This window comes from Marinobacter vinifirmus (assembly GCF_002258215.1).
GTDB lineage: Bacteria > Pseudomonadota > Gammaproteobacteria > Pseudomonadales > Oleiphilaceae > Marinobacter > Marinobacter vinifirmus.
Window position 1 is genome coordinate 70,034 of the sequence record NZ_NEFY01000011.1, and the last position, 22,823, is coordinate 92,856.

Here is a 22,823-nt window from a genome sequence, read left to right on the forward strand (position 1 = left end):
CGTTTGTTAGAGGCATGGATAACAAAATGGCGCAGTCAGATACCGTAGACCGCATACTTGATGCTGCTGAAGAGCTTTTTGCCGAGCGTGGTTTCTCGGAAACGTCTCTTCGCATGATTACCAGTAAGGCTAAAGTAAATCTGGCCGCTGTCAATTACCACTTTGGTTCAAAGAACGCGCTGATTCACGCGGTTTTCGCGCGTTTTCTGACGCCTTTCTCTGCAACTCTGGAGACTGCGTTCGACGAACTGGAAGCAAAGTGTGACGGCAAACCGGCTACCCTGAACCAGACCCTCTGGGCGCTCACGGAAAGTGCTGTGCGCATGCCCCAGCGTAACGAAAAAGGTATTTCCATTTTCATGCGCCTGCTCGGGCTGGCCTACACCCAGAGCCAGGGCCACCTGCGCAAGTTCCTGGAGCAGGAATACAGCGAGCCGTTCAGTCGTTTCATGCGTCTTCTGAAAGAGGCCACCCCTGAGTTGTCCTCGGTAGACCGCTACTGGCGCATCCAGTTCATGCTGGGAGCCACCGCCTTTACCATGTCCAGCAGCGATGCCCTGATCGACATCCTGGAAAACAAGCTGGGTGTGCACACCACGGTGCAGGAAATTGCCGCGCGCCTGGTGCCGTTCCTGGCGGCCGGTATGACCGCACCGGACAAAATGCTGGTTTCTGCCCCGGCCCGGCCCGCGTCGGTTGCCTGAGTTCCCCTGCCTCGGTTAGGCTTCCCTCTGGTTTCCGGCCGGAGGGAGCTTCCCTTTTGAATACCCCCTTGCCCCCCGGGGCTTATCTGACCATTGATATCGCCAGCCAGGTGCTAACGGTGTGTGCTGCTGATGGCAGCGCGCTGGACCGTTACCCCATATCTACCGCCCTGAACGGACCGGGAGAGCAGGATAGCAGCGGCTGCACCCCCCGGGGCGAGCACTACATCCGCGCGCGCATCGGCGAAGGCCAGCCGCTGAATACGGTCTTTCGGGGCCGTCGGCCCACCGGTGAGATATACTCACCACAACTGGCCGCTGAACACCCTGATCGGGACTGGATACTGACCCGTATACTCTGGCTTTGTGGCCGGGAGTGGGGGCGCAACCGTGGCCCGGGGGTGGATTCCTTCCGGCGCTTTATCTACATTCACGGCACCCCGGATACCGAACCCATGGGCGAGGCCCTGTCCCACGGCTGTGTGCGGATGAGAAACACCGACATCGCCGAACTGTTTGCGCGGGTAAGGGCCGGCACCCGCGTTGTTATTGGATGAACTGACAGACTCAGAGGAACACAATGATTGGTCAAATGCTGGCTTTGGTGAATGGCTGGATCGAAAAATTCGGCTTGCTGTCAGACGGGTGGCGTGCGGGCGTCCTGATATTCCTCCTGGTCCTGGGCACGGCCACCGTTGCCTTTATCGTCAGCCGGTTAATTCTGGCCGTCGAGAACAAGTTCAAGTCGACTAAAAACAAATGGGATGATGCCTTCCTGCATGCTGCCCGCCGGCCCATGGTGGCGTTTGTCTGGCTGCAGGGTGTGTACTGGGCAGCCGAGGTGGCCCATCACTTCAGCGACGCGGAAGTCTTCAAGGCCAACGGCACGGTGCTGCAGATCGGCTTTGTCTGGGTGCTGGTCTGGTTCCTGTTCGGCCTGGTGAAGGAAATCGAAAAGGTCCTGACCTCGCCCATTAAAATGCGCAAGCCGATGGATTACACCACGGTGAACGCCATCAGCAAGCTGTTGCGCGCCGTTATTATCATCACCGCGGTGCTGACCGCCCTGCAGACCCTGGGCTTCAGTATTTCCGGGGTTCTGGCCTTTGGTGGCGTGGGTGGTATCGCGGTCGGCTTTGCCGCCAAGGACCTGCTGGCCAACTTCTTTGGCGGCTTCATCATTCACTTGGACCGTCCGTTCAAGGTGGGTGACTGGATCCGCTCGCCGGACCGTAATATTGAAGGCATCGTGGAGCACATTGGCTGGCGCCTGACCACCATTCGCACTTTCGACAAGCGCCCCCTGTATGTGCCCAACGCGGTATTCACCACCATCGCGGTGGAAAACCCGTCCCGCATGACCAACCGCCGCATCTCCGAAACCATCGGCATTCGCTATGCCGATGTACACTCCATGCAGAAGATCGTGGAAGAAATCCGCGAGATGCTGAAAAACCACGAAGAAATCGACAGCAACCAGACCCTGATTGTGAACTTCCTGGCGTTCAATGCCTCATCGCTGGATATCATGCTGTACACCTTCACCAAGACCACCGAATGGGTGCGCTTCCATGAGATCAAGGAAGATGTACTGCTGAAGGTCAGCGACATTATCGAATCCCATGGCGCCGAGATTGCCTTCCCGACCCGTACCTTGCATTTGCCGGACGGTGTCAGGCTCAGTGGCGAGGCGAGCGAACAAGGTGAAGCCCGCAGTGAGGGTAGCAAAGAAGCCCCGGAATCCCGTGGCGAAAGCGAGCAGGGCGGACAACCAGCAGGAGACAAGGCATGACCGCAAGCACCAACCCGGTCGGGATTATCGGCGGTACTGGCCTGACCAGTCTGAGTGACCTCGAAATTGTTGGCGAAGAAACCGTCAGCACCCGTTGGGGCGAGCCCTCAGACAAGCTGGTACATGGCCGGCTGGGTGACCAGGCCGTGGTGTTCCTGGCCCGCCATGGTAACCCTCACCGCATTCCGCCCCACCAGGTGAACTACCGCGCCAATCTGCAGGCACTCTACGACGCCGGGGTGCGAACCGTGGTGGGAGTGAATGCCGTGGGTGGTATCCACAAGGCCATGGGGCCGGCCCATGTGGTGGTGCCAGACCAGGTCATTGATTACACCTGGGGGCGGGCCAGCACCTTTTTTGAGGGCGAGCTGGAGCATGTTACCCACATTGATTTCACCTACCCGTATGACCAGGAAGGCCGGCAGTTGCTGATTGATGCCGCCCGGGGGCTGAAGCTGGATTTCTCGGATTTCGGAGTCTACGCCGCTACCCAGGGGCCAAGGCTGGAAACCGCGGCCGAGATCAGGCGACTCGAGCGGGATGGCTGTGACCTGGTGGGAATGACCGGTATGCCGGAAGCCGTGCTGGCTGCCGAGTTGGGGATGCGTTACGTGTGCCTGGCCCTGGTGGTGAACTGGGCGGCCGGAAAGTCCGACCACATCATTACCATGGAAGAAATCGACCAGGCCATTGACCAGGGCATGGCAGGCGTGAAGACAGTCCTGGAGCGGTCAATGGCCGGCCTGGGCCAGCTTAGCCCTCGATCTTCCTGAAGAACACCAGCACGCCAACGGTGGGGGAATCGATAAAGTGGATTTCCTCACTGCGCATGCGGCGGGTTTCGCGAATCCAGGTAATCAGCTCCTGCTGTTCTTCACCTTCCTGCCAGTGGTTCAGGTGCACCTTCACGTGCAGGTAACGCTGGCGGTCGATTTCGATATGACCTTCCACGGCGCGCTCGCCGGCTCCGCCAAGCCATTTGCCTACGGCGACCCGCATGGGGCGGCCGTTATAGTTGGGCGGAAACGTCTGATACCAGCCGGCGGTGGCCAGAACCCGGTAGTTGCCGCTGTTTTCCAGGCGGGCGGCAGCCTGGTTCAGGTACAGTTCGTTGCGGGCAGCCAGCCGGACATCAGAAACCCGGTTGCCGTTGGCGTCTTCCACCCATAGTGAGCGGATACCGCTCAGGGGTGGTTCCACCGGCATGCCGGCCATCTGCTCTTCAAGGGCAGAGGGGTCTACCAGTCGTTCGACAATTACCACTTCTGCGCGGTAAAAATCATCCGGTGTCTGGGCCAGGGCCTTGCCGGCTGGCATCAGTACGAATGCCAGGGCCAGTGCGGCAGTCAAAGCCTGCTTGAAACAGAGATCACGTGCTTGCAAGTGTGTCACTCCAGCTGATTCGGGTTGGCTCAGGCTTTCTTTGCCGGCGCCGGCTTGCTCTGCTCCGGCCCGAGTTCCATGAGCATGGCTGAGATGGCGTCGAGTTTACCACTGGTTGAATCATCATTCAGCCGGAAGCGGAAGCTGTTGGCCCCTTCCAGCCGGTAGGTGTCCGGTGCGGATTGCACTTTTTTAACCAGCGCCAGCGGGTCTACCGGCGTGCTTGCGCCGAACTCCAGGCGCACCCATTCCTTGCCGGCGTCCACTTTTACAATGCCCAGGGCGTCTGCTTTCAGGCGCAGGCGGGTCTGGTTTACCAGGTTCTTTGCCGGCTCCGGTAATAATCCGAACCGGTCAATCATCTCAACCTGAAGTTCTTTTAATTCTTCTTCGTTCTGCACACTGGCGATGCGCTTGTACAGCATCAGCCGGTTGTGCACATCCGGCAGGTAGTCATCCGGAATCAGCGCCGGAATACGCAGGTTCATCTCGGTGCCATGGCTCAGGGGCAGCTCCGCATTGGGTGTGCGGCCCTCGCGGATGGCTTTTACCGCTTCGTCCAGCAGCTGCATGTACAGGGTGAAGCCGATGCTTTCAATCTGCCCGCTCTGTTCCTCGCCCAGCAGCTCGCCCGCGCCCCGGATTTCCAGGTCGTGGGTGGCCAGCATGAAGCCGGCGCCCAGGTCCTGGGCTTCGGAAATGGCATCCAGCCTCTTCTTGGCGTCGGTGGAAATGCTCTTGGGCGGTGGCGTCAGCAGGTAGGCGTAGGCCTGGTGGTGGGAGCGGCCAACACGGCCCCGTAGCTGGTGCAGCTGGGCCAGGCCGAATTTATCCGCCCGCTCGATAATAATGGTGTTGGCACTGGGAATGTCGATGCCGGTTTCCACAATGGTGGTACACACCAGCACGTTGAAGCGCTTGTGGTAGAAGTCCGACATGATCTGTTCCAGCTGGCGCTCGCGCATCTGGCCGTGGGCCACGCCTACCCGGGCTTCGGGAATCAGCCGGCGCAGGTCTTCGGCGGTTTTCTCGATGGTCGAGACATCGTTGTGCAGGAAGTACACCTGACCACCGCGCAGGATTTCCCGCAGAATGGCTTCTTTCACCATGGATTCGTCGCGCTGGCGCACAAAGGTTTTCACCGACAGCCGGCGGGCCGGCGGGGTGGCAATAATCGAAAGATCCCGCAAGTGGCCCATAGCCATGTTCAATGTCCGCGGGATGGGCGTGGCGGTGAGCGTGAGCATGTCTACCTCCGCCCGCAGGGACTTCAGCTTTTCCTTCTGCTGAACGCCGAACCGGTGTTCCTCGTCGATAATCACCAGCCCCAGGTTCTTGAACTTGATATCGCCCTGCAGCAGCTTGTGGGTGCCGATCACAATATCGGCCTTGCCTTCTTCAATGGCTGCAATGGCCTTGGTGGTCTGGGCGCCGCTGCGGAAGCGGCTGAGCAGCTCCACAGTCACCGGGGTGTCAGAGAACCGGTCCCGGAAAGACTCATAATGTTGCTGCGCCAGCAGGGTAGTGGGTACCAGCACCGCCACCTGCTTGCCGGACCAGGTGGCCAGGAAAGCGGCACGCATGGCCACCTCGGTTTTACCGAAGCCGACGTCGCCGCACACCAGGCGATCCATGGGGCGCTCGCCGGTCATGTCTTCGAACACGGATTGAATCGCTACCTGCTGGTCTGGTGTTTCCTCGAACGGAAAGCCGGCGGCAAAGGCCCGGTAGGCTTCTTTCGGGTCTTCGAACTGGAAGCCCTTGCGGGCCTCGCGGCGGGCGTAAACATCAAGCAGCTCGGCGGCGGTATCGCGAATCTTCTCCAGCGCTTTCTGCTTGGCGTTGCTCCAGCGATCGGTGCCCAGCTTGTGCAGGGGGGCGTGTTCTTCGTCGGTGCCGGCGTAGCGGGAAATCAGGTGCAGGCTGGATACCGGCACGTACAGTTTCGAGCCTCCGGCGTATTCGAGCATCAGGAATTCATCGGCCTGGCCGCCGGCGGTAATGGTTTCCAGGCCTTTGTAGCGGCCAACCCCGTGGTCGATATGCACCACCGGCGAGCCGATGCGCAGTTCGGACAGGTCCCGGTAACCGTGGTCGTCTACCTCGGTGGGCTTCTCGCGCCGCCGGCGCTGCAATACCCGCTCGCCAAACAGGGCAGTTTCGGTAATCAGCGCCAGGTTTTGCTCCGGCAGCACCATGCCCTGTTCCATGGGGGCAATGGTAATGGCCAGGGTGGAGTCGGATTTCTCCAGAAACTCCTGCCAGCCGGTGACGGTGGCCAGTTTCAGTTTGTGGTCACCCAGGTTTTCGATCAGTGCTTCCCGCCGGCCGGAGGATTCGGCACAGATCAGTACCCGGCCGGGAAACTCCTTGATGAACCGTTTAAGTCGTCCGGCAGGGTCTGCTGCCCGTCCGTCCATGGCCACGTCCGGCAGGGCTTCGGCGTGGCAGTTGGCGCTGCCGGCGCCCTCAACCGGGTCCGGGGCGCAGGTTACCCGGGGGTGGGGCTTAAGCTGGCCGAACACCTCGTCTTGTAGCAGGAACAGCTCCGAGGGCGGCAGGATAGGCCGCAAACGGTCATGGCGGCGGTCTTCGTGCCGGGCCCGGGTTTCGGCATCAAACGCCGCCACGGCATCGTTCAGGCCGTCGGCCGTGAACACCAGGGTAGAGGCCGGCAGGTAATCGAACAGGGTGGCGGTTTCGTCAAAAAACAGCGGCAGGTAGTACTCGATGCCCGGCGGCGTAATGCCGTTGCTGACATCCTGATACACCGGGGAGTCTTTGTCTGCGTTCGGGAAATATTCAAACCAGCGGTTGCGGAAGCCGGAGCGGGCATCCTTATGCCAGGGGAATTCGTGGGCCGGCAGCAGTTCGATCTGCTCGATGCGGTCGATGGAGCGCTGGGTTTCCGGATCGAAGGTGCGCAGGGTTTCGATTTCATCATCGAACAGGTCAATCCGGTAGGGCAGGTTGGAGCCCATGGGATAGATGTCCAGGATGGCTCCACGTACCGCGTATTCACCATGCTCGTACACATTTTCGGCGTGGTGATAGCCGGCGGCTTCCAGCTGCATGCGCCAGCTGTCGATATCCAGGTTCTGGCCGACTTTCAGCAGCAGGGTGTTGCCCTGCAGGTAGCTGGGGGGTGCCAGCCGGTGCATCAGGGTGCGGGCCGGGACCACCAATATGCCGTGCCGGGTAGATGGCAGGCGGTGCAGGGTGCGGATTCGCCGGGAGGTGATGTCCTGGTGTGGCGAGAATAGATCGTAGGGCAGGGTTTCCCAGTCTGGCAGTGACAGCAATTCCAGCCCGTCTTCGGTAATGGCGGCGCCGTCTTCTTCCGGTGGCAGGTTCAGGAAGAACCGGATGGCCTGTTCCAGCCGGATGGCGTCATCGGTGCTGCGGGTGATCACCAGGGTCAGACCTTTATGGTCCCTCGCGCTTTCGCAGATGGCCAGGGCGTCGCTGCAACCTGCCAGCTGCCCCCACTTTCGGTGGTCTGACGGTTTTTCCGGCGCCACGGGCGCAATAAGGGCTGTGGCAGTAAAGGAGCGGGCGGAACCTTGGGGCATGGGCTGGCAAATCTCCTGGGTTGGCGCATCGGAAGCGAAAGCGGCCGCTATTCTAGCGTTCGGGGGTGACAGTGTCATGGCCGGGCGACGAAGGTCGGGCAGAAACCTATTTGCCGTAGGCGCCGTTAAGTTGGATAATACGCGCCTCAAATTATTCCCTGTGCTAAACGAGGTCCCAACCGTGAGTCACGAGCAGATCAACCAGCACCTGTCCAACTGGACAGAGAGAGAGTCCACCGCGGAAGCCATGATTCCGCTGATCGGCCGCCTGTACCGCAAAAACAACGTTGTTACGTCTGTTTACGGCCGCGCGATCATCAACCAGTCTGTGATCGACATCATCCGTGCCCACCGCTTTGTTCGCCAGGTTGAGCACAGCGAGCTGTCTGTTCACGACACCCTGCCTATCCTGCAGGAAATGGACAAGCTGGAACTGGGCCGTGCCCACGTGGATATCGGCAAGCTGGCCGTTAAATTCAAGGAAGAAGGTGGCGACCTCGCCGAATTCCTGAAGCGCGAAATCGGCCCGGTGGTTGGCCAGTACGCCAGCCAGTCTGAAGAAGACTCCAAAAACGAAACCAAAGACGTGGTCCTGTACGGCTTTGGCCGTATCGGCCGTTTGCTGGCCCGCATCCTGATCGAGAAGGCCGGTGGCGGTAACAACCTGCGCCTGCGTGCCATCGTGGTTCGTCAGGGCGGCGCCGAGAACGACCTGGAAAAGCGTGCCAGCCTGCTGCGCCGTGATTCCGTGCATGGTCCGTTCGACGGCACCATCACCGTAGACGAAGAAAACTCCGCGCTGATTGCCAACGGTAACTTCATCAAGGTGATCTACTCCGATGGCCCGGACAAGGTGGATTACACCGACTACGACATCCACAACGCCATCGTGATCGACAACACCGGTAAGTGGCGCGACGAAGAAGGCCTGGGCCTGCACCTGAAATCCAAGGGTGTCAGCCGCGTCATCCTGACCGCGCCGGGCAAGGGCGACATCAAGAACATCGTTTACGGCATCAATAACGACTGGATCACCGACGAAGACAAGATCCTGTCTGCCGCCTCCTGTACCACCAACGCCATTACCCCGGTACTGAAGGCCATCAACGACGAGTACGGCATTGAAGACGGCCACGTTGAAACCGTTCACTCCTACACCAACGACCAGAACCTGATCGATAACTACCACAAGGGTAGCCGTCGTGGTCGTAGTGCGGCCCTGAACATGGTTATCACCGAAACCGGTGCTGCCAAGGCCGTTGCCAAGGCCCTGCCGGAGCTGAAGGGCAAGCTGAGCGGTAACGCTATCCGCGTGCCGACTCCGAACGTGTCTATGGCGATCCTGAACCTGAACCTGAAGTCAGACGTTGAAGCGGATAAGGTAAACGACTACCTGCGCGACATGGCCCTGCACTCCGAGTTGCAGAAGCAGATCGACTTCGTGAACTCTCCGGAAGTGGTGTCTACCGACTTCGTAGGCTCCCGCCACGCCGGTGTTGTGGATGCCCAGGCCACCATTGCCAACGGCAAGCGCCTGATCCTGTACGTTTGGTACGACAACGAGTTCGGTTACAGCGCCCAGGTTATCCGCTGCGTTAACCAGATGGCCGGCGTAACCTACCCGATCTTCCCGAAGCGCACCCGCGACTAAAGTCGTAGGCCGCTTCCTCGAGAAGTGATCGGACCGGCCCCGGTAGCGTAAGTTACCGGGGCTTTCCTGCGTTAAGGGGCCGCTAAAACCATTTTGGTTACCGGTGGAAATAGGTTTCCTTAATCTCTATAATTGGCGCGATTTTGGGTATGTCTGGCACCCCGTTTCTCAACCTTTCCTGGGCCGCAGGGGGCCGGGCGTTAATAATCCACAGAAACAGTTTCTGATGATTGGACGAGGCTAATGATCAAGATCAAAAAAGGCCTGGATCTTCCCATCAGCGGCGCTCCCGAACAGACCATTACAGATGGCAAGCCGATTCGCCACGTGGCATTGATCGGTTTTGACTATCACGGCATGAAGCCGACCATGGCTGTGAAAGAGGGAGACCGTGTCAAGCGCGGTACGCTGCTGTTCACGGACAAGAAGACCGAGGGCGTTCGTTATACTTCACCAGCCGCAGGCGTGGTGAAGGAAATCAATCGCGGTGAGCGTCGTGTATTCCAGTCTGTTGTTATCGAAATCGATGGCAACGATGCGGAAACCTATGCCCGTTACAACGATTCGGACCTTGCCGGCCTGGAACGCCAGCAGGTGGTCGACAACCTGGTAGAGTCCGGCCTGTGGACAGCTTTCCGCACGCGGCCCTACAGCAAGGTTCCGGAAATCGATTCCGCACCGAATTCCATTTTCGTGTCTGTGATGGACACCAACCCCCTGGCGGCAGACCCCACCGTTATCATCGGCGAGAACAGCAAGGCTTTTGAAAAAGGCCTGACCATTATCTCCCGCCTGACCAACGGCAAGGTCTTCGTAACCGGCAAGCCCGGCGCCAATGTTTCTGTGCCCAAGGCCGACAACATTGAAGTGCACCAGTTTGACGGTGTGCACCCGGCCGGCAACGTAGGTACCCATATCCATCACCTGGATCCGGTATCTGCCAGCAAGACTGTCTGGTCCATCAACTACCAGGACGTCATCGACATCGCCAAGCTGTTCGAAACCGGTGAAGTGCCGGTAGAGCGCATTGTGGCTATCGGTGGCCCGAAAGCTTCCAAACCCCGTCTGGTTCGTACCCGCCTGGGTGCCAGCCTGCAGGAACTGCTGGACGGTGAAGTGGCGACTGACTGCCAGGTTCGTGCTATCTCCGGTTCTGTGTTCGGTGGTCGTCGCGGCGAAGGCCCCTGTGCCTACCTCGGCCGTTTTGCCAACCAGGTAAGCGTGCTGGAAGAGCAGAGCAAGCGTGAGTTCATGGGTTGGCTGTCTCCGGGCCCCAACAAGTTCTCTGTGCTGAACATCTATCTGTCCAAGCTCAACCCGGGCAAGCTGTTCAACTTCACCACCACAACCAACGGCAGTGAGCGCGCCATGGTGCCGGTAGGCGCCTATGAGCAGATCATGCCGCTGGATATCCTGCCAACGCAGTTGCTGCGTTCGCTGATTGTGGGTGATACCGAAATGGCACAGAAACTGGGTGCCCTGGAGCTGGATGAAGAAGATCTGGCGCTGTGCACCTTCGTGTGCCCCGGCAAATATGAATACGGTCCGATTCTCCGCGAGAACCTGACCCGAATCGAGATCGAGGGCTAATACGATGGCAATCCGACAGTTTCTCGATGGAATCGAGCATCACTTTGAAAAAGGCGGCAAGTACGAGCGCTGGTACGCCCTGTACGAAGCCGTCGATACAATTTTCTATTCGCCTTCGAGCGTAACCAAGACCACCTCCCATGTGCGTGACGGCGTAGACCTCAAGCGCATCATGATCACCGTGTGGTTGTGTACTTTCCCGGCCATGTTCTTCGGTATGTGGAACATCGGTTTCCAGGCCAACAGCTTCCTGGCAGAAAATGCCGGCGCCCAGATTGCCGACGGCGGCCTGCGCGAAGCCTTCATTACCGCCCTGGCGGTAACCGGAGCCGGAGCCGGCCTTTGGGATAACTTCGTATATGGCCTGGCGTACTTTGTGCCCATCTACGCGGTTACTTTTATTGTGGGTGGCTTCTGGGAAGTCCTGTTCGCCACCGTGCGCAAGCACGAAGTGAACGAAGGCTTCTTTGTGACCTCCGTACTGTTCGCACTGATCTGCCCGCCCACCATCCCGCTGTGGCAGGTGGCCCTGGGTATCACCTTCGGTGTGGTGATCGGTAAGGAAGTGTTCGGCGGTACCGGCAAGAACTTCCTGAACCCGGCACTGACCGGCCGTGCCTTCCTGTACTTCGCGTACCCGGCACAGATTTCCGGTGACACCGTATGGACCGCCGTAGACGGCTTCAGTGGCGCAACTGCCCTTAGCTGGGCTGCCTCTGGCGGCCTGGAAGCACTGGAAGCCCAGATTGGCTGGATGAACGCCTTTGTCGGCACCATCCAGGGTTCCATGGGTGAAACCTCCACCATCGCAGTTCTGATCGGCGGCCTGATCCTGCTGGCCATGAAGATTGCCTCCTACCGCATCGTCGGTGGTGTGATGATCGGCATGATCGCTATGTCCCTGCTGCTGAACATCATCGGTTCTGAAACCAACCCGATGTTTGGCGTACCGGCACACTGGCACCTGGTGATGGGTGGCTTTGCCTTCGGCATGATGTTTATGGCCACGGACCCTGTGTCTGCCGCCATGACCAACACCGGTCGCTGGTGCTTCGGCATCCTGGTGGGCGTGATGACCGTGCTGATCCGTGTGATCAACCCGGCGTTCCCGGAAGGCATCATGCTGGCGATCCTGTTCGCTAACCTGTTTGCGCCGCTGATGGACCACTACGTGGTTCAGGCCAACATCAAACGGAGGCTTGCTCGTGGCTAAAGCTAAAGATACCGTCTCCAGAACCCTGATGGTTGCGCTGGTACTGAGTATTGTTTTCTCGGTAGTGGTCTCCACCGCAGCCGTTTTGCTGCGCCCGGCGCAGATCCAGAACCAGAATCTGGACATCAAAACCAACATCCTGTCGGCCGCCGGCATGCTTGAGCAAGGCGCCAGCGCCGAGCAGATCGAGCAGACCTTCGAGCGTTTCGACGTTCGCCTGGTGGACCTCGATACCGGTGATTTCGTGGAGCCTTCCGCCGTTGGTGTTGAAGACCCCATGAAGTACGACATGTACAAGGCCGCTTCTGATCCGGCGATGTCTACCAACATCCCGGCGTCTGAAGACAAGGCTGGTATCAAGCGTCGCCCGAACATCGCCAAGATCTACACCCTGAGCGAGAACGGAGACCTGGTGCGTGTGGTACTGCCGGTTCACGGTTATGGCCTGTGGTCTACCCTGTATGGCTTCGTCTCCCTTGAAGGCGACCTGAACACCATCGAAGGCCTGGGTTTCTACGCTCATGCCGAAACACCGGGCCTGGGTGGCGAAGTAGACAACCCGCGCTGGAAACAGCAGTGGGTGGGTAAAGAGCTTTATGCCGACAACCCCACCGAGCCACAGATTCGCCTGGTGAAAGGCGGCGTAAGCTCCGACACCAAAGACCGGGAACACAAGATTGACGCGCTCTCTGGTGCCACACTGACCAGCCGCGGCGTAGAGCAGCTTGTGAACTACTGGATGGGTGAGCGCGGCTTCGCCCCGTTCCTGAAAAAACTTCGTGAAGGGGAGGTCTGATCATGGCCGGTGCATCAGCCAAACAGGTTCTCTTCGAACCAATCTTCAGTAACAACCCTATCGCCCTGCAGATCCTTGGTATCTGTTCGGCGCTGGCGGTAACCACCAGCATGAGCGTCAGTATCGTTATGTGCCTGGCGGTTATCGCAGTAACCTCGTTTTCGAGCCTGGCGGTCTCCCTGGTGCGTGCCCAGATTCCGGGCAGCATCCGGATCATCGTACAGATGACCATCATTGCCTCCCTGGTAATCGTGGTAGACCAGATCCTCAAGGCCTACGCCTACGAGATCTCCAAGCAGCTGTCGGTATTCGTTGGCCTGATCATCACCAACTGTATCGTTATGGGCCGCGCGGAAGGCTTCGCCATGACCAACCCGCCGCTGCTCAGCTTCCTGGACGGTATCGGTAACGGTCTGGGCTACTCCATTATCCTGCTGTTCGTAGCGTTCTTCCGGGAACTGCTGGGCGCCGGCTCGCTGTTCGGCATTACCCTGCTGCCGACCGTGAATGACGGTGGCTGGTATGTAACCAACGGCCTGCTGCTGCTGCCGCCAAGCGCATTCTTCATCATTGGCCTGGGTATCTGGGCACTGCGCGCCTGGAAACCGGAGCAGGTTGAAGAGGCGGACTACAAAATGTCCCGCCATACCGTTAAGGAGGCCTTCTGATGGAACATTATCTGAGCCTCTTGATGAAGGCGATCTTCGTTGAAAACATGGCGCTGGCCTTCTTCCTGGGGATGTGTACGTTCCTGGCGATCTCCAAGAAGATCGAAGCGGCCACCGGCCTGGGTATCGCGGTTGTTGTGGTTCTGACCGTCACCGTACCGGTGAACAACCTGCTGTATAACGGCATCCTGCGGGAAGGCGCCCTGGAATGGGCCGGCCTGCCGAACGTAGACCTGAGCTTCCTGGGCCTGCTGACATACATCGGAGTTATTGCCGCGATCGTACAGATCATGGAAATGGTGCTGGATAAATACATCCCGGCCCTTTATTCCGCCCTGGGTGTGTTTCTGCCGCTGATCACGGTTAACTGCGCCATCATGGGTGCGTCACTGTTCATGGTTGAGCGTGACTACACCTTTGGCGAGAGTGTGGTGTACGGCTTTGGCGCCGGTGTTGGCTGGGCCCTGGCCATCATCGCCCTGGCAGGTATCCGTGAAAAGCTCAAGTACAGCGATGTCCCGAACGGACTGCGTGGCCTTGGCATCACCTTCATTACTGTGGGTCTGATGTCTCTGGGTTTCATGTCGTTCTCCGGCATCTCCCTGTAATTCACCCGGTGATTCGGTTTAACGAAAAGGCGAGACCATGAATACAGAAATTATTCTCGGCGTGGTCATGTTCACCGTTATCGTTCTGGCGCTGGTGGCGATTATCCTCGCGGCCCGCTCCAGGCTGGTAAGCACCGGTGATGTGACTATTGAGATCAACGACGACCCCGAGCACACGGTAAAAACCAGTGCCGGTGGCAAGCTGCTGGGTACCCTGGCCAACAGCGGTATCTACCTGTCTTCCGCCTGTGGTGGCGGTGGTACCTGTGCCCAGTGTAAATGTAAGGTTCTGGACGGCGGTGGCGCCATGCTGCCTACCGAAAAGACCCACTTCACCAACCGTGAAGAGAAAGAAGGCTGGCGCTTGTCCTGCCAAGTTCCTGTAAAGCAGGACATGAAGATCGAAGTACCGGAAGAGTTCTTCGGCGTGAAGAAGTGGGAATGCGAGGTTATCTCCAACCACAACGTGGCCACCTTCATCAAGGAACTGGTACTGAAGCTGCCGGAAGGCGAGGAGGTAGACTTCCGCGCTGGCGGTTATGTACAGCTGGAGTGCCCTCCGTACGAAATCAACTTCAAGGATTTCGATATCGAGGAAGAGTTCCACGAAGACTGGGACAAGCACGACATCTGGCGCTACAAGGGCGTGAACAAGGAAGACACTATCCGGGCCTATTCCATGGCGAACTACCCGGAAGAGAAGGGTCTTCTCAAGTTCAACATCCGTATTGCCACACCGCCTCCTGGCACTGATCATCCGCCGGGCATCATGTCTACCTTCGTGTTCAACCTGAAGCCGGGTGACAAGGTAACCGTAATGGGACCGTTTGGTGAGTTCTTCGCCAAGGATACCGATGCGGAAATGGTGTTCATCGGTGGTGGTGCGGGTATGGCGCCCATGCGCTCCCACATCTTCGACCAGCTCAAGCGCCTGAACTCCAAGCGCAAGATCAGCTTCTGGTACGGTGCCCGTAGTGTGCGCGAAATGTTCTACGTAGAAGATTTCGACATGCTGGCCCGGGAGAACGAGAACTTCGAGTGGCACGTGGCGTTGTCTGACGCGCTGCCGAGCGATAACTGGGAAGGCCCCACCGGCTTTATCCATAACGTGTTGTACGAAAACTATCTGAAGGACCACCCGGCTCCGGAAGACTGTGAGTTCTACATGTGCGGGCCCCCAATCATGAACGCGTCTGTCATCAAGATGTTGAAAGACCTTGGTGTAGAAGACGAAAACATCATGCTGGATGATTTCGGGGGTTAATTCACTCAAATGACATCCGGCAAGATGAAGCCCGCCAGGGTGGTTATAATCAGCGCTTTCTGGGCGCTGGTTATGGCTGCCCTGGCGGGTTGCTCGTTTCAGGACGAGGAAAAAATCTGGGAGATCTCCGGCGGCATTTTCGGCACCACCTATCATATCAACGTGGTATTGCCCGAAGACGAAGCCCGGTTGCAGACCCTGGCTGATGGCATTGAAACCGCACTGAACGATGTAGACGCCAGTATGTCTACCTGGAAGACGGACTCGGAACTGTCTGAGCTGAACCGGAAACAGGACCAGTCCCGGTGGACGCCCTTGTCTCCGGCACTGTTCGAGGTGATCCAGCGGGCGCAGGAAATCTCTGCCCTGACCGATGGCGCGTTTGACGTCACCATCGGTCCCGTTGTGAACCTGTGGGGTTTCGGGCCGGAAGCACGGCTGGAAAAGGCGCCTTCAGAGCAAGAACTGGCAGCCCGGATGGCGGCCACCGGCTGGGAAAAACTGGAGCTGGATGAGCAGCGCCAGGCAATCCGCAGCCAGCAGCCCCAGTACATTGACCTGTCCGGCATTGCCAAGGGCTATGGTGTGGATGTGGTGGCCCGTTACCTCGACAGTGAAGGGGTACAGGCTTATCTGGTGGAAATCGGTGGCGAGGTTCGCACCCTTGGCCGCAAGCCTGGTGGCGACGCCTGGCGGCTAGCCGTGGAAGAGCCCACAGAGGATGCCCGGCAGGTAAACAAGGTTGTGGCGCTTAGCGGGCAGGCCATGGCAACCTCCGGCGACTATCGTAACTATTACGAATCACAAGGGCAGCGCTATTCCCATACAATTAACCCTGATACCGGTAAACCGATAAGCCACAAACTGGCATCGGTAACCGTACTGGCGGATGATTGCATGACAGCCGACGCACTGGCGACTGCATTCAATGTGATGGGTTATGAGCGCGCTGCGAGCCTGGCAACTCGGGAAAACATTCCCGCATACTTTATCGTAAGGGGAGACAACGGTTTTGAAACCCATCAGACACCGGCATTCTCGTCTTACGTTGTCCAGTAAAGGAGGGCAGTAATGGGTACCTTTCTTTTAGTTCTGTTTATTGTGGTACTGCTGGTTGCCGGCATGTCGATCGGCGTTATTTTCGGTCGCAAGCCGATCAGCGGAACCTGTGGTGGTATTGGTGCCTTGGGTATCAGTGCTTCCTGCGATATTTGCGGTGGTAACACCCAGAAGTGTGAAGAGAGCCGGAGTGGCTCCGACGAGCCGGCAAAAATGGAAGACCTGGCCTACGACGCCAGCAAAGCCGACAAGTAACCGCAACGGGTCACCTACAATCACTATAACGACAGCTACGCACTCAAGACGTAGATAAGGAGTCACTGCGCACATGGCAGAGCATCATTACGACGTAGTCGTGATCGGCGCCGGCCCTTCCGGGGAAGGGGCGGCAATGAACGCGGCCAAGCACAACAAGCGCGTCGCCATCATTGAAGACAAGCCCACCGTTGGCGGTAACTGCACCCATTGGGGCACCATCCCGTCGAAGGCGCTGCGGCACTCGGTCAAGCAGATCATCACCTTCAACACCAACCAGATGTTCCGTGACATCGGCGAGCCGCGCTGGTTCTCCTTCCCCCGTGTGCTGCAGAACGCCCAGAAGGTCATTGGCAAGCAGGTAAAACTGCGCACCCAGTTCTACTCCCGTAACCGGGTAGACCTGATCAACGGCCGTGCTTCGTTTGTTGACACGCACCGGCTGGAAATCCGTGGCAACAAATCGGTGGAAACCATCCACTTCAAACAGGCGATCATTGCCACTGGCTCCCGCCCGTACCTGCCGCCCGATGTGGACTTCCGCCATCACCGGATCTACAACTCGGATTCCATCCTGAACCTGTCCCACACCCCGCGTACCCTGATTATCTACGGTGCCGGCGTTATCGGTTCAGAATACGCGTCCATCTTTGCCGGGCTGGGTGTGAAAGTAGACCTGATCAACCCGGGTGACCGCCTGCTGTCGTTCCTGGATGACGAAATCTCCGATGCGCTGAGTTATCACCTGCGCAACAACGGCGTGCTGGTTCGCCACAACGAACAGTATGAGTCCGTCAAAGGCGACGATCACGGTGTGGTGCTGTCACTGCAGTCCGGCAAGAAAATCCGTGCCGATGCCTTCCTGTGGTGTAACGGCCGTAGTGGTAACACCGAGAACCTGGGCCTGGAAAATGTCGGCCTGGTGCCGAATGGCCGCGGCCAGCTGGCAGTGGATGACCACTACCGCACCGAGGTAGAGCATATCTACGCTGCAGGTGATGTAATCGGCTGGCCAAGCCTGGCCAGTGCTGCCTACGACCAGGGCCGTGCGGCCTCTTCCGATATTACCCAGGACGAGTATTTCCGCTTTGTGAACGATGTGCCCACCGGCATCTACACCATTCCGGAAATCAGTTCAGTGGGTAAAACCGAGCGGGAGCTGACCGAAGCCAAGGTGCCCTACGACGTAGGCCAGGCCTTCTTCAAAGACCTCGCCCGAGCGCAGATTACCGGTGAAGCGGTCGGCATGCTGAAGATCCTGTTCCACCGTGAAACCCGTGAAATCCTGGGCATTCACTGTTTTGGTGACCAGGCAGCCGAGATCGTACACATCGGCCAGGCCATCATGAACCAGGAAGGGGAAGCGAATTCCCTGAACTACTTCATCAACACCACCTTCAACTACCCGACCATGGCGGAAGCCTACCGGGTAGCTGCACTGAACGGCCTGAACAGAATCTTCTGACCAGGCCGTGGTGCCCGGGCCTGCCTCAGGCAGGTTCCGGGCTGCTTTCCCTTGCCGGCAGGCTCAGTAACGCCTTGGCCCGGTTATCGAAGAACATTTTGGTACTGGTGGGATAGTCAGAAATAATGCTGTCCACGCCCATTTCTTCCAGCTTCAGCATGTCGTGAATACGGTTTACCGTCCAGGTAGACACGTGCATGTTGCGCTTGTGGGCGGTGTCCACCATCTCCTTGTTCAGGATTTTCCAGTTAACGCAGAAATACTCGCAACCCAGCCGGGTGGCCAGGTTCAGGGGCTTGGGAAACTTGCGCTCCGCCACCAGGCCGATGCGGATATTGCGGTTTCTCCGGCGGATTTCCCGCAAGAACCACGGGTCTGTAGAGGTGACCGCGCAGGTCTGGTACAGGTTACGGCGCTGGATAACCTCGGTTAGCCGGTTGCACAGAATATTCAGGCGCGAACGGCTGTCTTTCTTTACCTCCAGCTGCACGTGTTCCAGGTCGTCAAACTGGTCCAGCAGGGTTTCCAGTGCCGGAATCCCGGTTTTTCGGGGCCAGGCGCTGGTGTTGCGCCGGGCGTCCATGTTTTCCAGCTCGGCGGCCGTGTAGTTACCCACGTTGCCTTTCTGGCCGGTAGTGCGGTCTACCGTCAGGTCGTGCACCAGCACGGGAATGCCGTCTTTCGACAGCACAAGGTCCAGCTCGAAATGCCGGATGCCCTGCCGGTATGCATGCACAAAGCCGGGCAGGGTATTTTCGGGGGCCTCACCCTTGGCCCCCCGGTGACCATAAACGATCATTCTGCAGTGTTGTCCTTAAGACGTTGATAAATAGCCTGGCGCTTCTTCCAGGTGTCGTGGCACAGGCGGATATCTTCCAGGTACGCCGGCAGCTCGTTCATCAGCAGGGCCTGGGGGCCGTCGACCAGGGCTTTTTCCGGTTTCGGGTGGAAGTCCACCAGCACCATGTTGGCACCGGCAATCACGCCCTGAGCGGTGGCGTGCATCACATCCAGGATGCCGTCCGGAGCGCGGTCACGGCTGCCCACAGAGTGGGACGGGTCTACACACACCGGCATGCGGGTCAGGCGTTTTACCGCCGGCACGTGGGCGAAGTCCACCATGTTGCGGTGCGGCTGGCCGGCTTCGGTTTTCATGCCGCGCAGGCAGAAAATCACATTGGCGTTGCCTTCGCTGGCCAGGTATTCCGCCGCGTTCAGGGATTCGTTCAGGGTAATACCGAAGCCGCGCTTCAAAAGAACCGGGTAGGTGGTCTGGCGGCCAATGGCTTTCAACAGCTCGAAGTTCTGGGTATTGCGGGTGCCCACCTGCAGCATCACGCCGGTAGGACGGCCCAGCTTCTCCAGGCAAGTATCGATTTCTTCGATGTGGCTTTCGTGGGTAATCTCCATGGCCACCACCTTGATGCCATGCTTGCCCGCCTTCTCGAACACCCAGGGCAGGCAGCCCTTACCGTGGCCCTGGAAGGAATAGGGGTTGGTGCGGGGCTTGTAGGCGCCCATGCGGGTGCAAACTTCGCCGGCGTCCTCCAGCGCCTGCATCATCTGCTCAACGTGCTCGGGTACATCCACCGCGCACAGGCCGGCAAAGATATTCAGGTTGTTCTGGCTGAACTCCACGCCGTTGTAGGTGAAACCGCTCTGGCGATTGTCGTCTTTGTGGCGGCCCAGAATCCGGTAGTCATCGGAAATGCGAATGGCCCGCTCAACCGCCGGCAGCGCTTCGATTTCTTCCTTGTCCAGAGTCTTGGTATCGCCCAGCAGGTAGACCTCGGTCAGCCGCTGGCTGGCGCCCTGGATTTCGTGAACGCGAAGGCTCACGCCAGGCAGGTTTTCCAGGTAATGCATGGTCTGGCGATAGGCATCGCTGTCCAGCGCCGTATTGGGGTGAAGAATGGCTAGCATGGAACGTCCTCGTCCTTAAAATTACGCGGCCCGGGAAGCCAGCTGGCGCACCCGGTTCTCAAGCTCAATCTGGTCGGCCGCAAAGCGGCGGATGCCGTCGGCCAGTTTCTCGGTGGCCATGGCGTCTTCATTGGATTCCCAGCGGAACAGCTTTTCGTCTACCCAGCCCATCTTCTCGGAGACTGTGGCGGAATCCGGGCTCAGCTTGCGGCTGAGTTCGCCCTGGTCTTCTTTCAGTTCCTGCAGCAGGGCAGGGCTGATGGTCAGCCGGTCACAGCCGGCCAGCATTTCAATCTCGCCGGTATTCCGGAAGCTGGCGCCCATCACCACGGTGTTGAAGCCATGGGCCTTGTAGTAATTATAGATGCGGGTAACCGACTGCACGCCGGGGTCTTCCGCCGCCGGATAGCTGTCGCGGCCGGAACTGGCCAGGTGCCAGTCCAGGATGCGGCCCACAAACGGTGAAATCAGGTGCGCGCCGGCCTGGGCACAGGCAACCGCCTGCACAAACGAGAACAGCAAAGTCAGGTTGCAGCGAATGCCTTCTTTTTCCAGCTGCTCGGCCGCGCGGATACCTTCCCAGGTGGAGGCAATCTTGATCAGCACCCGGCTGGTGTCTACGCCTTGCTGGTCGTAAAGCTCAATCAGGCCACGGGCCTTCTGCAGGGTGGCGGCAGTGTCGAACGACAGGCGGGCGTCTACCTCGGTGGATACCACGCCGGGAATCAGGTTCAGGATTTCCTTGCCGGCCAGAACGGCCAGCATATCGGTAGCCACCGAGAGCTGGTCTGCCGAGGAACCGCCGTGTTTCGCAGCAATGGCCACCGCTTTATCCAGCATGGGGCGATAGGCGTCCGACGCTGCGGCCTTCAGCAGCAGGGAAGGGTTGGTGGTGGCATCTTCCGGCCGCCATTGGGCAATAGCGTCGATATCGCCGGTGTCGGCTACCACGGTGGTCATGTTTTTCAGTTGGTCTAGCTTGCTGGTCATTCGTCCTGTCGTCCCGGTTGTTCTGTTTTGGTGCAGCATCCAGCTCCCGAATGCTTTGGCAACCCCTACAATAACGGCAGGTTACAACAGGAACAAGACAACAAAAGGTATGCCTGTTATCAGCTTTCCGCTATCGGTTGCGGCTCGCGTACCTTGGCCAGTGCCTGTTCAATCACTTCCAGCCCGGAACCAGGCTTGTTGGCGTTCTCGCTCAGGTGCCGGCGGAACTGCCGCCCGCCCGGCTGGCCCAGGAACAGGCCCATAATGTGGCGGGTAATGTGGGTAAGGTACACGCCCCGGTCCAGCTCCTGCTGAATGAACGGAAACATCGCCCGCAGCGCCTCGTGGCGGCTGGTGACCGCAGCTTGTTCGCCAAAGAATTCAGAATCCACCCCGGCCAGCAGCCAGGGGTTGTGGTACGCCTCGCGGCCCAGCATCACGCCGTCGGTATGGGCCAGGTGCTCGTGGCATTCCGCAAAGGTTTTGATGCCGCCATTGATGATGATTTCCAGGTGCGGATAGGCCTGCTTCAGGCGGTACACCCAGTCGTACTTCAGCGGCGGAATATCGCGGTTTTCCTTCGGGCTCAGGCCTTCAAGAATGGCAATGCGGGCGTGCACAATAAAGGTCTTGCAGCCAGTGGCGGCTACCGTCTCGATAAACTCGCACAACTCGTCCCAGGACTCGCGGCCGTTAATGCCAATGCGGTGCTTCACCGTAACCGGCAAATCCGTAGCTTCGCTCATCGCCGCCACGCCTTCCGCCACTTTATCCGGGTGGCCCATCAGGCAGGCGCCAATCATATTGTTCTGCACCCGGTCGCTCGGGCAGCCCACGTTCAGGTTCACCTCATCAAACCCGAACGCCTGCGCCAGCTTCGCACACTGCGCCAGCTCCCCGGCATCACTACCACCCAGCTGCAACGCCAGCGGAAATTCCGACGGATCATGCCGCAGAAACCGCGCCGTATCGCCATGAATCAACGCCCCGGTCGTCACCATCTCGGTATACAACAAAGCCCTGCGGCTAAGAATACGCGCCAGGTACCGAAAATGCGGCGTAGTCCAATCCATCATCGGCGCAACCGAAAACCGGCGAGACAAAACGGGGGCGGGCTGTTGAGAGGTCATGAACATCCGGAGAACAAAGCAAATGAAGGCGCCAATTCTACCACGTTCCCCCCATTCGGAGTCGATTAGGGGACTAGGGGTCTGTCCCTACGTGGACTGACCCCTCTAGTGAAGTGACCCCCGAAAGTTGGACACCGACTTTTGGGGAGTCACATGACAAGAACACATAGTGAAGCATTCAAATTAAAGATGGTGAAGCTTTACCTCGAAGGCGGGGCCAGCTTCAACCGCATCTCCAGAGAATTCAATGTCGATAGATCTTTGGTTCGGCGGTGGGTGACGAGATACCGGCACCATGGTCTGAAGGGGCTGGAGCCCGCAACCAAGCACCATTACAGCCCGTCGTTCAAGCTCCATGTCGTCAAGTGCGTGACCCGAGATGGCCTGACGGACCGGCAGGCAGAGGCGAGATTTAACCTCAGGAGCACGGGGCTTATTGGCAAATGGCTGGTGCAGTATCATAGTGGCCAGCTAACCAAGCCACTTTCCGAGACCAAGCGAGCTGCCCCGATGGCCAAAAAGTCTGTAGACCTCCCACCTGCTGATGCGCCAGAGCGCAGTCTCTCGCAGGATGAGTTGATCGAAGAGCTGTTGTACCTGCGGGCGGAGAACGCTTATCTAAAAAAGCTGGATGCCTTGATCCAGAAAGAGAAAGCCGCAGCGCGCAGCAAAAAGCGCAAGCGGTCCAAGGGTTAAGGCAGAAGCATTCCCTGGCACGACTGCTGCGTGCAGCCGGGCTGTCCCGCAGCACGTTCTATTA

General features: G+C 58.7%; 21 protein-coding genes. 15 read left to right on the forward strand and 6 right to left on the reverse strand.

Features of this window, described 5'->3' with window-relative positions:
• The first annotated feature begins 26 nt into the window (after positions 1-26).
• From B9Q17_RS13310 to B9Q17_RS13325, 4 genes are all read left to right on the forward strand, one after another.
• Positions 27-704 (forward strand): TetR/AcrR family transcriptional regulator, encoded by a 678-nt coding sequence (locus B9Q17_RS13310; protein ID WP_036219365.1) that lies wholly within the window; start codon positions 27-29, stop codon positions 702-704.
• Positions 705-772: 68 nt separating this feature from the next.
• Positions 773-1,261 carry a L,D-transpeptidase gene (locus B9Q17_RS13315; protein ID WP_022988770.1) on the forward strand — a complete coding sequence of 163 codons (489 nt, stop codon included), beginning with the start codon at positions 773-775 and terminating at the stop codon, positions 1,259-1,261.
• Positions 1,262-1,284: 23 nt separating this feature from the next.
• On the forward strand, positions 1,285-2,496 hold the full coding sequence (locus B9Q17_RS13320; RefSeq protein WP_022988771.1) for a mechanosensitive ion channel family protein: 1,212 nt from the start codon (positions 1,285-1,287) through the stop codon (positions 2,494-2,496).
• Positions 2,493-3,269 carry an S-methyl-5'-thioinosine phosphorylase gene (locus tag B9Q17_RS13325; RefSeq protein ID WP_094625588.1) on the forward strand — a complete coding sequence of 259 codons (777 nt, stop codon included), beginning with the start codon at positions 2,493-2,495 and terminating at the stop codon, positions 3,267-3,269. The genes B9Q17_RS13320 and B9Q17_RS13325 overlap by 4 nt, the downstream gene beginning before the upstream one ends.
• On the opposite strand, the gene B9Q17_RS13330 is transcribed toward B9Q17_RS13325, so the two are convergent.
• Together B9Q17_RS13330 and mfd are read right to left on the reverse strand one after the other, a co-directional pair.
• A complete protein-coding gene (locus B9Q17_RS13330; RefSeq protein ID WP_094625589.1) occupies positions 3,250-3,879 on the reverse strand; it encodes a CsiV family protein in 630 nt (209 codons plus the stop codon). The genes B9Q17_RS13325 and B9Q17_RS13330 overlap by 20 nt on opposite strands.
• Positions 3,880-3,908: 29 nt before the next feature.
• Positions 3,909-7,451 carry a transcription-repair coupling factor gene (mfd, locus tag B9Q17_RS13335; RefSeq protein ID WP_094625590.1) on the reverse strand — a complete coding sequence of 1,181 codons (3,543 nt, stop codon included), beginning with the start codon at positions 7,449-7,451 and terminating at the stop codon, positions 3,909-3,911.
• 181 nt (positions 7,452-7,632) lie between these two features.
• Between mfd and B9Q17_RS13340 the strand changes: the two genes are divergently transcribed.
• The 10 genes from B9Q17_RS13340 (at position 7,633) to sthA (ending at position 18,020) form a co-directional block, all read left to right on the forward strand.
• The gene (locus tag B9Q17_RS13340; RefSeq protein WP_058340140.1) at positions 7,633-9,102 is read left to right on the forward strand and encodes a glyceraldehyde-3-phosphate dehydrogenase; all 1,470 of its coding nucleotides are present in this window, start codon (positions 7,633-7,635) and stop codon (positions 9,100-9,102) included.
• A 243-nt stretch (positions 9,103-9,345) separates the two neighbouring features.
• A complete protein-coding gene (locus B9Q17_RS13345) occupies positions 9,346-10,692 on the forward strand; it encodes a Na(+)-translocating NADH-quinone reductase subunit A (RefSeq protein WP_094625591.1) in 1,347 nt (448 codons plus the stop codon).
• A 4-nt stretch (positions 10,693-10,696) separates the two neighbouring features.
• On the forward strand, positions 10,697-11,905 hold the full coding sequence (locus B9Q17_RS13350; protein WP_094625592.1) for an NADH:ubiquinone reductase (Na(+)-transporting) subunit B: 1,209 nt from the start codon (positions 10,697-10,699) through the stop codon (positions 11,903-11,905).
• A complete protein-coding gene (locus tag B9Q17_RS13355) occupies positions 11,898-12,701 on the forward strand; it encodes a Na(+)-translocating NADH-quinone reductase subunit C (RefSeq protein ID WP_094625593.1) in 804 nt (267 codons plus the stop codon). Before B9Q17_RS13350 ends, B9Q17_RS13355 begins: the two co-directional genes overlap by 8 nt.
• Positions 12,702-12,703: 2 nt before the next feature.
• Positions 12,704-13,369 carry an NADH:ubiquinone reductase (Na(+)-transporting) subunit D gene (locus B9Q17_RS13360; RefSeq protein WP_094625594.1) on the forward strand — a complete coding sequence of 222 codons (666 nt, stop codon included), beginning with the start codon at positions 12,704-12,706 and terminating at the stop codon, positions 13,367-13,369.
• Positions 13,369-13,977 (forward strand): NADH:ubiquinone reductase (Na(+)-transporting) subunit E, encoded by a 609-nt coding sequence (nqrE, locus tag B9Q17_RS13365; protein WP_022988780.1) that lies wholly within the window; start codon positions 13,369-13,371, stop codon positions 13,975-13,977. Before B9Q17_RS13360 ends, nqrE begins: the two co-directional genes overlap by 1 nt.
• A gap of 37 nt (positions 13,978-14,014) precedes the next feature.
• Positions 14,015-15,241 carry an NADH:ubiquinone reductase (Na(+)-transporting) subunit F gene (nqrF, locus tag B9Q17_RS13370; RefSeq protein ID WP_022988781.1) on the forward strand — a complete coding sequence of 409 codons (1,227 nt, stop codon included), beginning with the start codon at positions 14,015-14,017 and terminating at the stop codon, positions 15,239-15,241.
• 9 nt (positions 15,242-15,250) lie between these two features.
• On the forward strand, positions 15,251-16,300 hold the full coding sequence (locus B9Q17_RS13375) for an FAD:protein FMN transferase (protein WP_094625595.1): 1,050 nt from the start codon (positions 15,251-15,253) through the stop codon (positions 16,298-16,300).
• 12 nt (positions 16,301-16,312) lie between these two features.
• The gene (nqrM, locus tag B9Q17_RS13380) at positions 16,313-16,555 is read left to right on the forward strand and encodes a (Na+)-NQR maturation NqrM (protein ID WP_094625596.1); all 243 of its coding nucleotides are present in this window, start codon (positions 16,313-16,315) and stop codon (positions 16,553-16,555) included.
• A gap of 73 nt (positions 16,556-16,628) precedes the next feature.
• Positions 16,629-18,020 (forward strand): Si-specific NAD(P)(+) transhydrogenase, encoded by a 1,392-nt coding sequence (gene sthA, locus B9Q17_RS13385; protein WP_022988784.1) that lies wholly within the window; start codon positions 16,629-16,631, stop codon positions 18,018-18,020.
• A gap of 25 nt (positions 18,021-18,045) precedes the next feature.
• Here sthA and B9Q17_RS13390 read toward each other — a convergent pair whose 3' ends face one another.
• From B9Q17_RS13390 to dusA, 4 genes are all read right to left on the reverse strand, one after another.
• Positions 18,046-18,819, reverse strand: coding sequence for a glycerophosphodiester phosphodiesterase (locus tag B9Q17_RS13390; RefSeq protein ID WP_022988785.1), 774 nt, complete (start codon positions 18,817-18,819; stop codon positions 18,046-18,048).
• Positions 18,816-19,943 (reverse strand): 3-deoxy-7-phosphoheptulonate synthase, encoded by a 1,128-nt coding sequence (locus B9Q17_RS13395; protein ID WP_094625597.1) that lies wholly within the window; start codon positions 19,941-19,943, stop codon positions 18,816-18,818. The genes B9Q17_RS13390 and B9Q17_RS13395 overlap by 4 nt, the downstream gene beginning before the upstream one ends.
• Positions 19,944-19,964: 21 nt before the next feature.
• Complete coding sequence (gene tal, locus B9Q17_RS13400; protein WP_058340134.1) at positions 19,965-20,933, reverse strand: transaldolase; 969 nt, start codon at positions 20,931-20,933, stop codon at positions 19,965-19,967.
• Between the two features lie 119 nt (positions 20,934-21,052).
• The gene (dusA, locus tag B9Q17_RS13405; protein ID WP_425268626.1) at positions 21,053-22,069 is read right to left on the reverse strand and encodes a tRNA dihydrouridine(20/20a) synthase DusA; all 1,017 of its coding nucleotides are present in this window, start codon (positions 22,067-22,069) and stop codon (positions 21,053-21,055) included.
• A gap of 147 nt (positions 22,070-22,216) precedes the next feature.
• Between dusA and B9Q17_RS13410 the strand changes: the two genes are divergently transcribed.
• Complete coding sequence (locus B9Q17_RS13410) at positions 22,217-22,759, forward strand: helix-turn-helix domain-containing protein (protein WP_094624264.1); 543 nt, start codon at positions 22,217-22,219, stop codon at positions 22,757-22,759.
• The last annotated feature ends 64 nt before the right edge of the window (positions 22,760-22,823 follow it).

Bases quoted from the DNA above. Each gene is read 5' to 3' on its own strand.
- B9Q17_RS13310 (WP_036219365.1), top strand. From the start codon at position 27: ATGGCGCAGTCAGATACCGTAGACCGCATACTTGATGCTGCTGAAGAG.
- B9Q17_RS13320 (WP_022988771.1), top strand. From the start codon at position 1,285: ATGATTGGTCAAATGCTGGCTTTGGTGAATGGCTGGATCGAAAAATTC.
- B9Q17_RS13325 (WP_094625588.1), top strand. From the start codon at position 2,493: ATGACCGCAAGCACCAACCCGGTCGGGATTATCGGCGGTACTGGCCTG.
- mfd (WP_094625590.1), bottom strand. From the start codon at position 7,451: ATGCCCCAAGGTTCCGCCCGCTCCTTTACTGCCACAGCCCTTATTGCG.
- B9Q17_RS13345 (WP_094625591.1), top strand. From the start codon at position 9,346: ATGATCAAGATCAAAAAAGGCCTGGATCTTCCCATCAGCGGCGCTCCC.
- B9Q17_RS13350 (WP_094625592.1), top strand. From the start codon at position 10,697: ATGGCAATCCGACAGTTTCTCGATGGAATCGAGCATCACTTTGAAAAA.
- B9Q17_RS13360 (WP_094625594.1), top strand. From the start codon at position 12,704: ATGGCCGGTGCATCAGCCAAACAGGTTCTCTTCGAACCAATCTTCAGT.
- nqrE (WP_022988780.1), top strand. From the start codon at position 13,369: ATGGAACATTATCTGAGCCTCTTGATGAAGGCGATCTTCGTTGAAAAC.
- nqrF (WP_022988781.1), top strand. From the start codon at position 14,015: ATGAATACAGAAATTATTCTCGGCGTGGTCATGTTCACCGTTATCGTT.
- B9Q17_RS13375 (WP_094625595.1), top strand. From the start codon at position 15,251: ATGACATCCGGCAAGATGAAGCCCGCCAGGGTGGTTATAATCAGCGCT.
- nqrM (WP_094625596.1), top strand. From the start codon at position 16,313: ATGGGTACCTTTCTTTTAGTTCTGTTTATTGTGGTACTGCTGGTTGCC.
- sthA (WP_022988784.1), top strand. From the start codon at position 16,629: ATGGCAGAGCATCATTACGACGTAGTCGTGATCGGCGCCGGCCCTTCC.
- B9Q17_RS13390 (WP_022988785.1), bottom strand. From the start codon at position 18,819: ATGATCGTTTATGGTCACCGGGGGGCCAAGGGTGAGGCCCCCGAAAAT.
- B9Q17_RS13395 (WP_094625597.1), bottom strand. From the start codon at position 19,943: ATGCTAGCCATTCTTCACCCCAATACGGCGCTGGACAGCGATGCCTAT.
- tal (WP_058340134.1), bottom strand. From the start codon at position 20,933: ATGACCAGCAAGCTAGACCAACTGAAAAACATGACCACCGTGGTAGCC.
- dusA (WP_425268626.1), bottom strand. From the start codon at position 22,069: ATGTTCATGACCTCTCAACAGCCCGCCCCCGTTTTGTCTCGCCGGTTT.
- B9Q17_RS13410 (WP_094624264.1), top strand. From the start codon at position 22,217: ATGACAAGAACACATAGTGAAGCATTCAAATTAAAGATGGTGAAGCTT.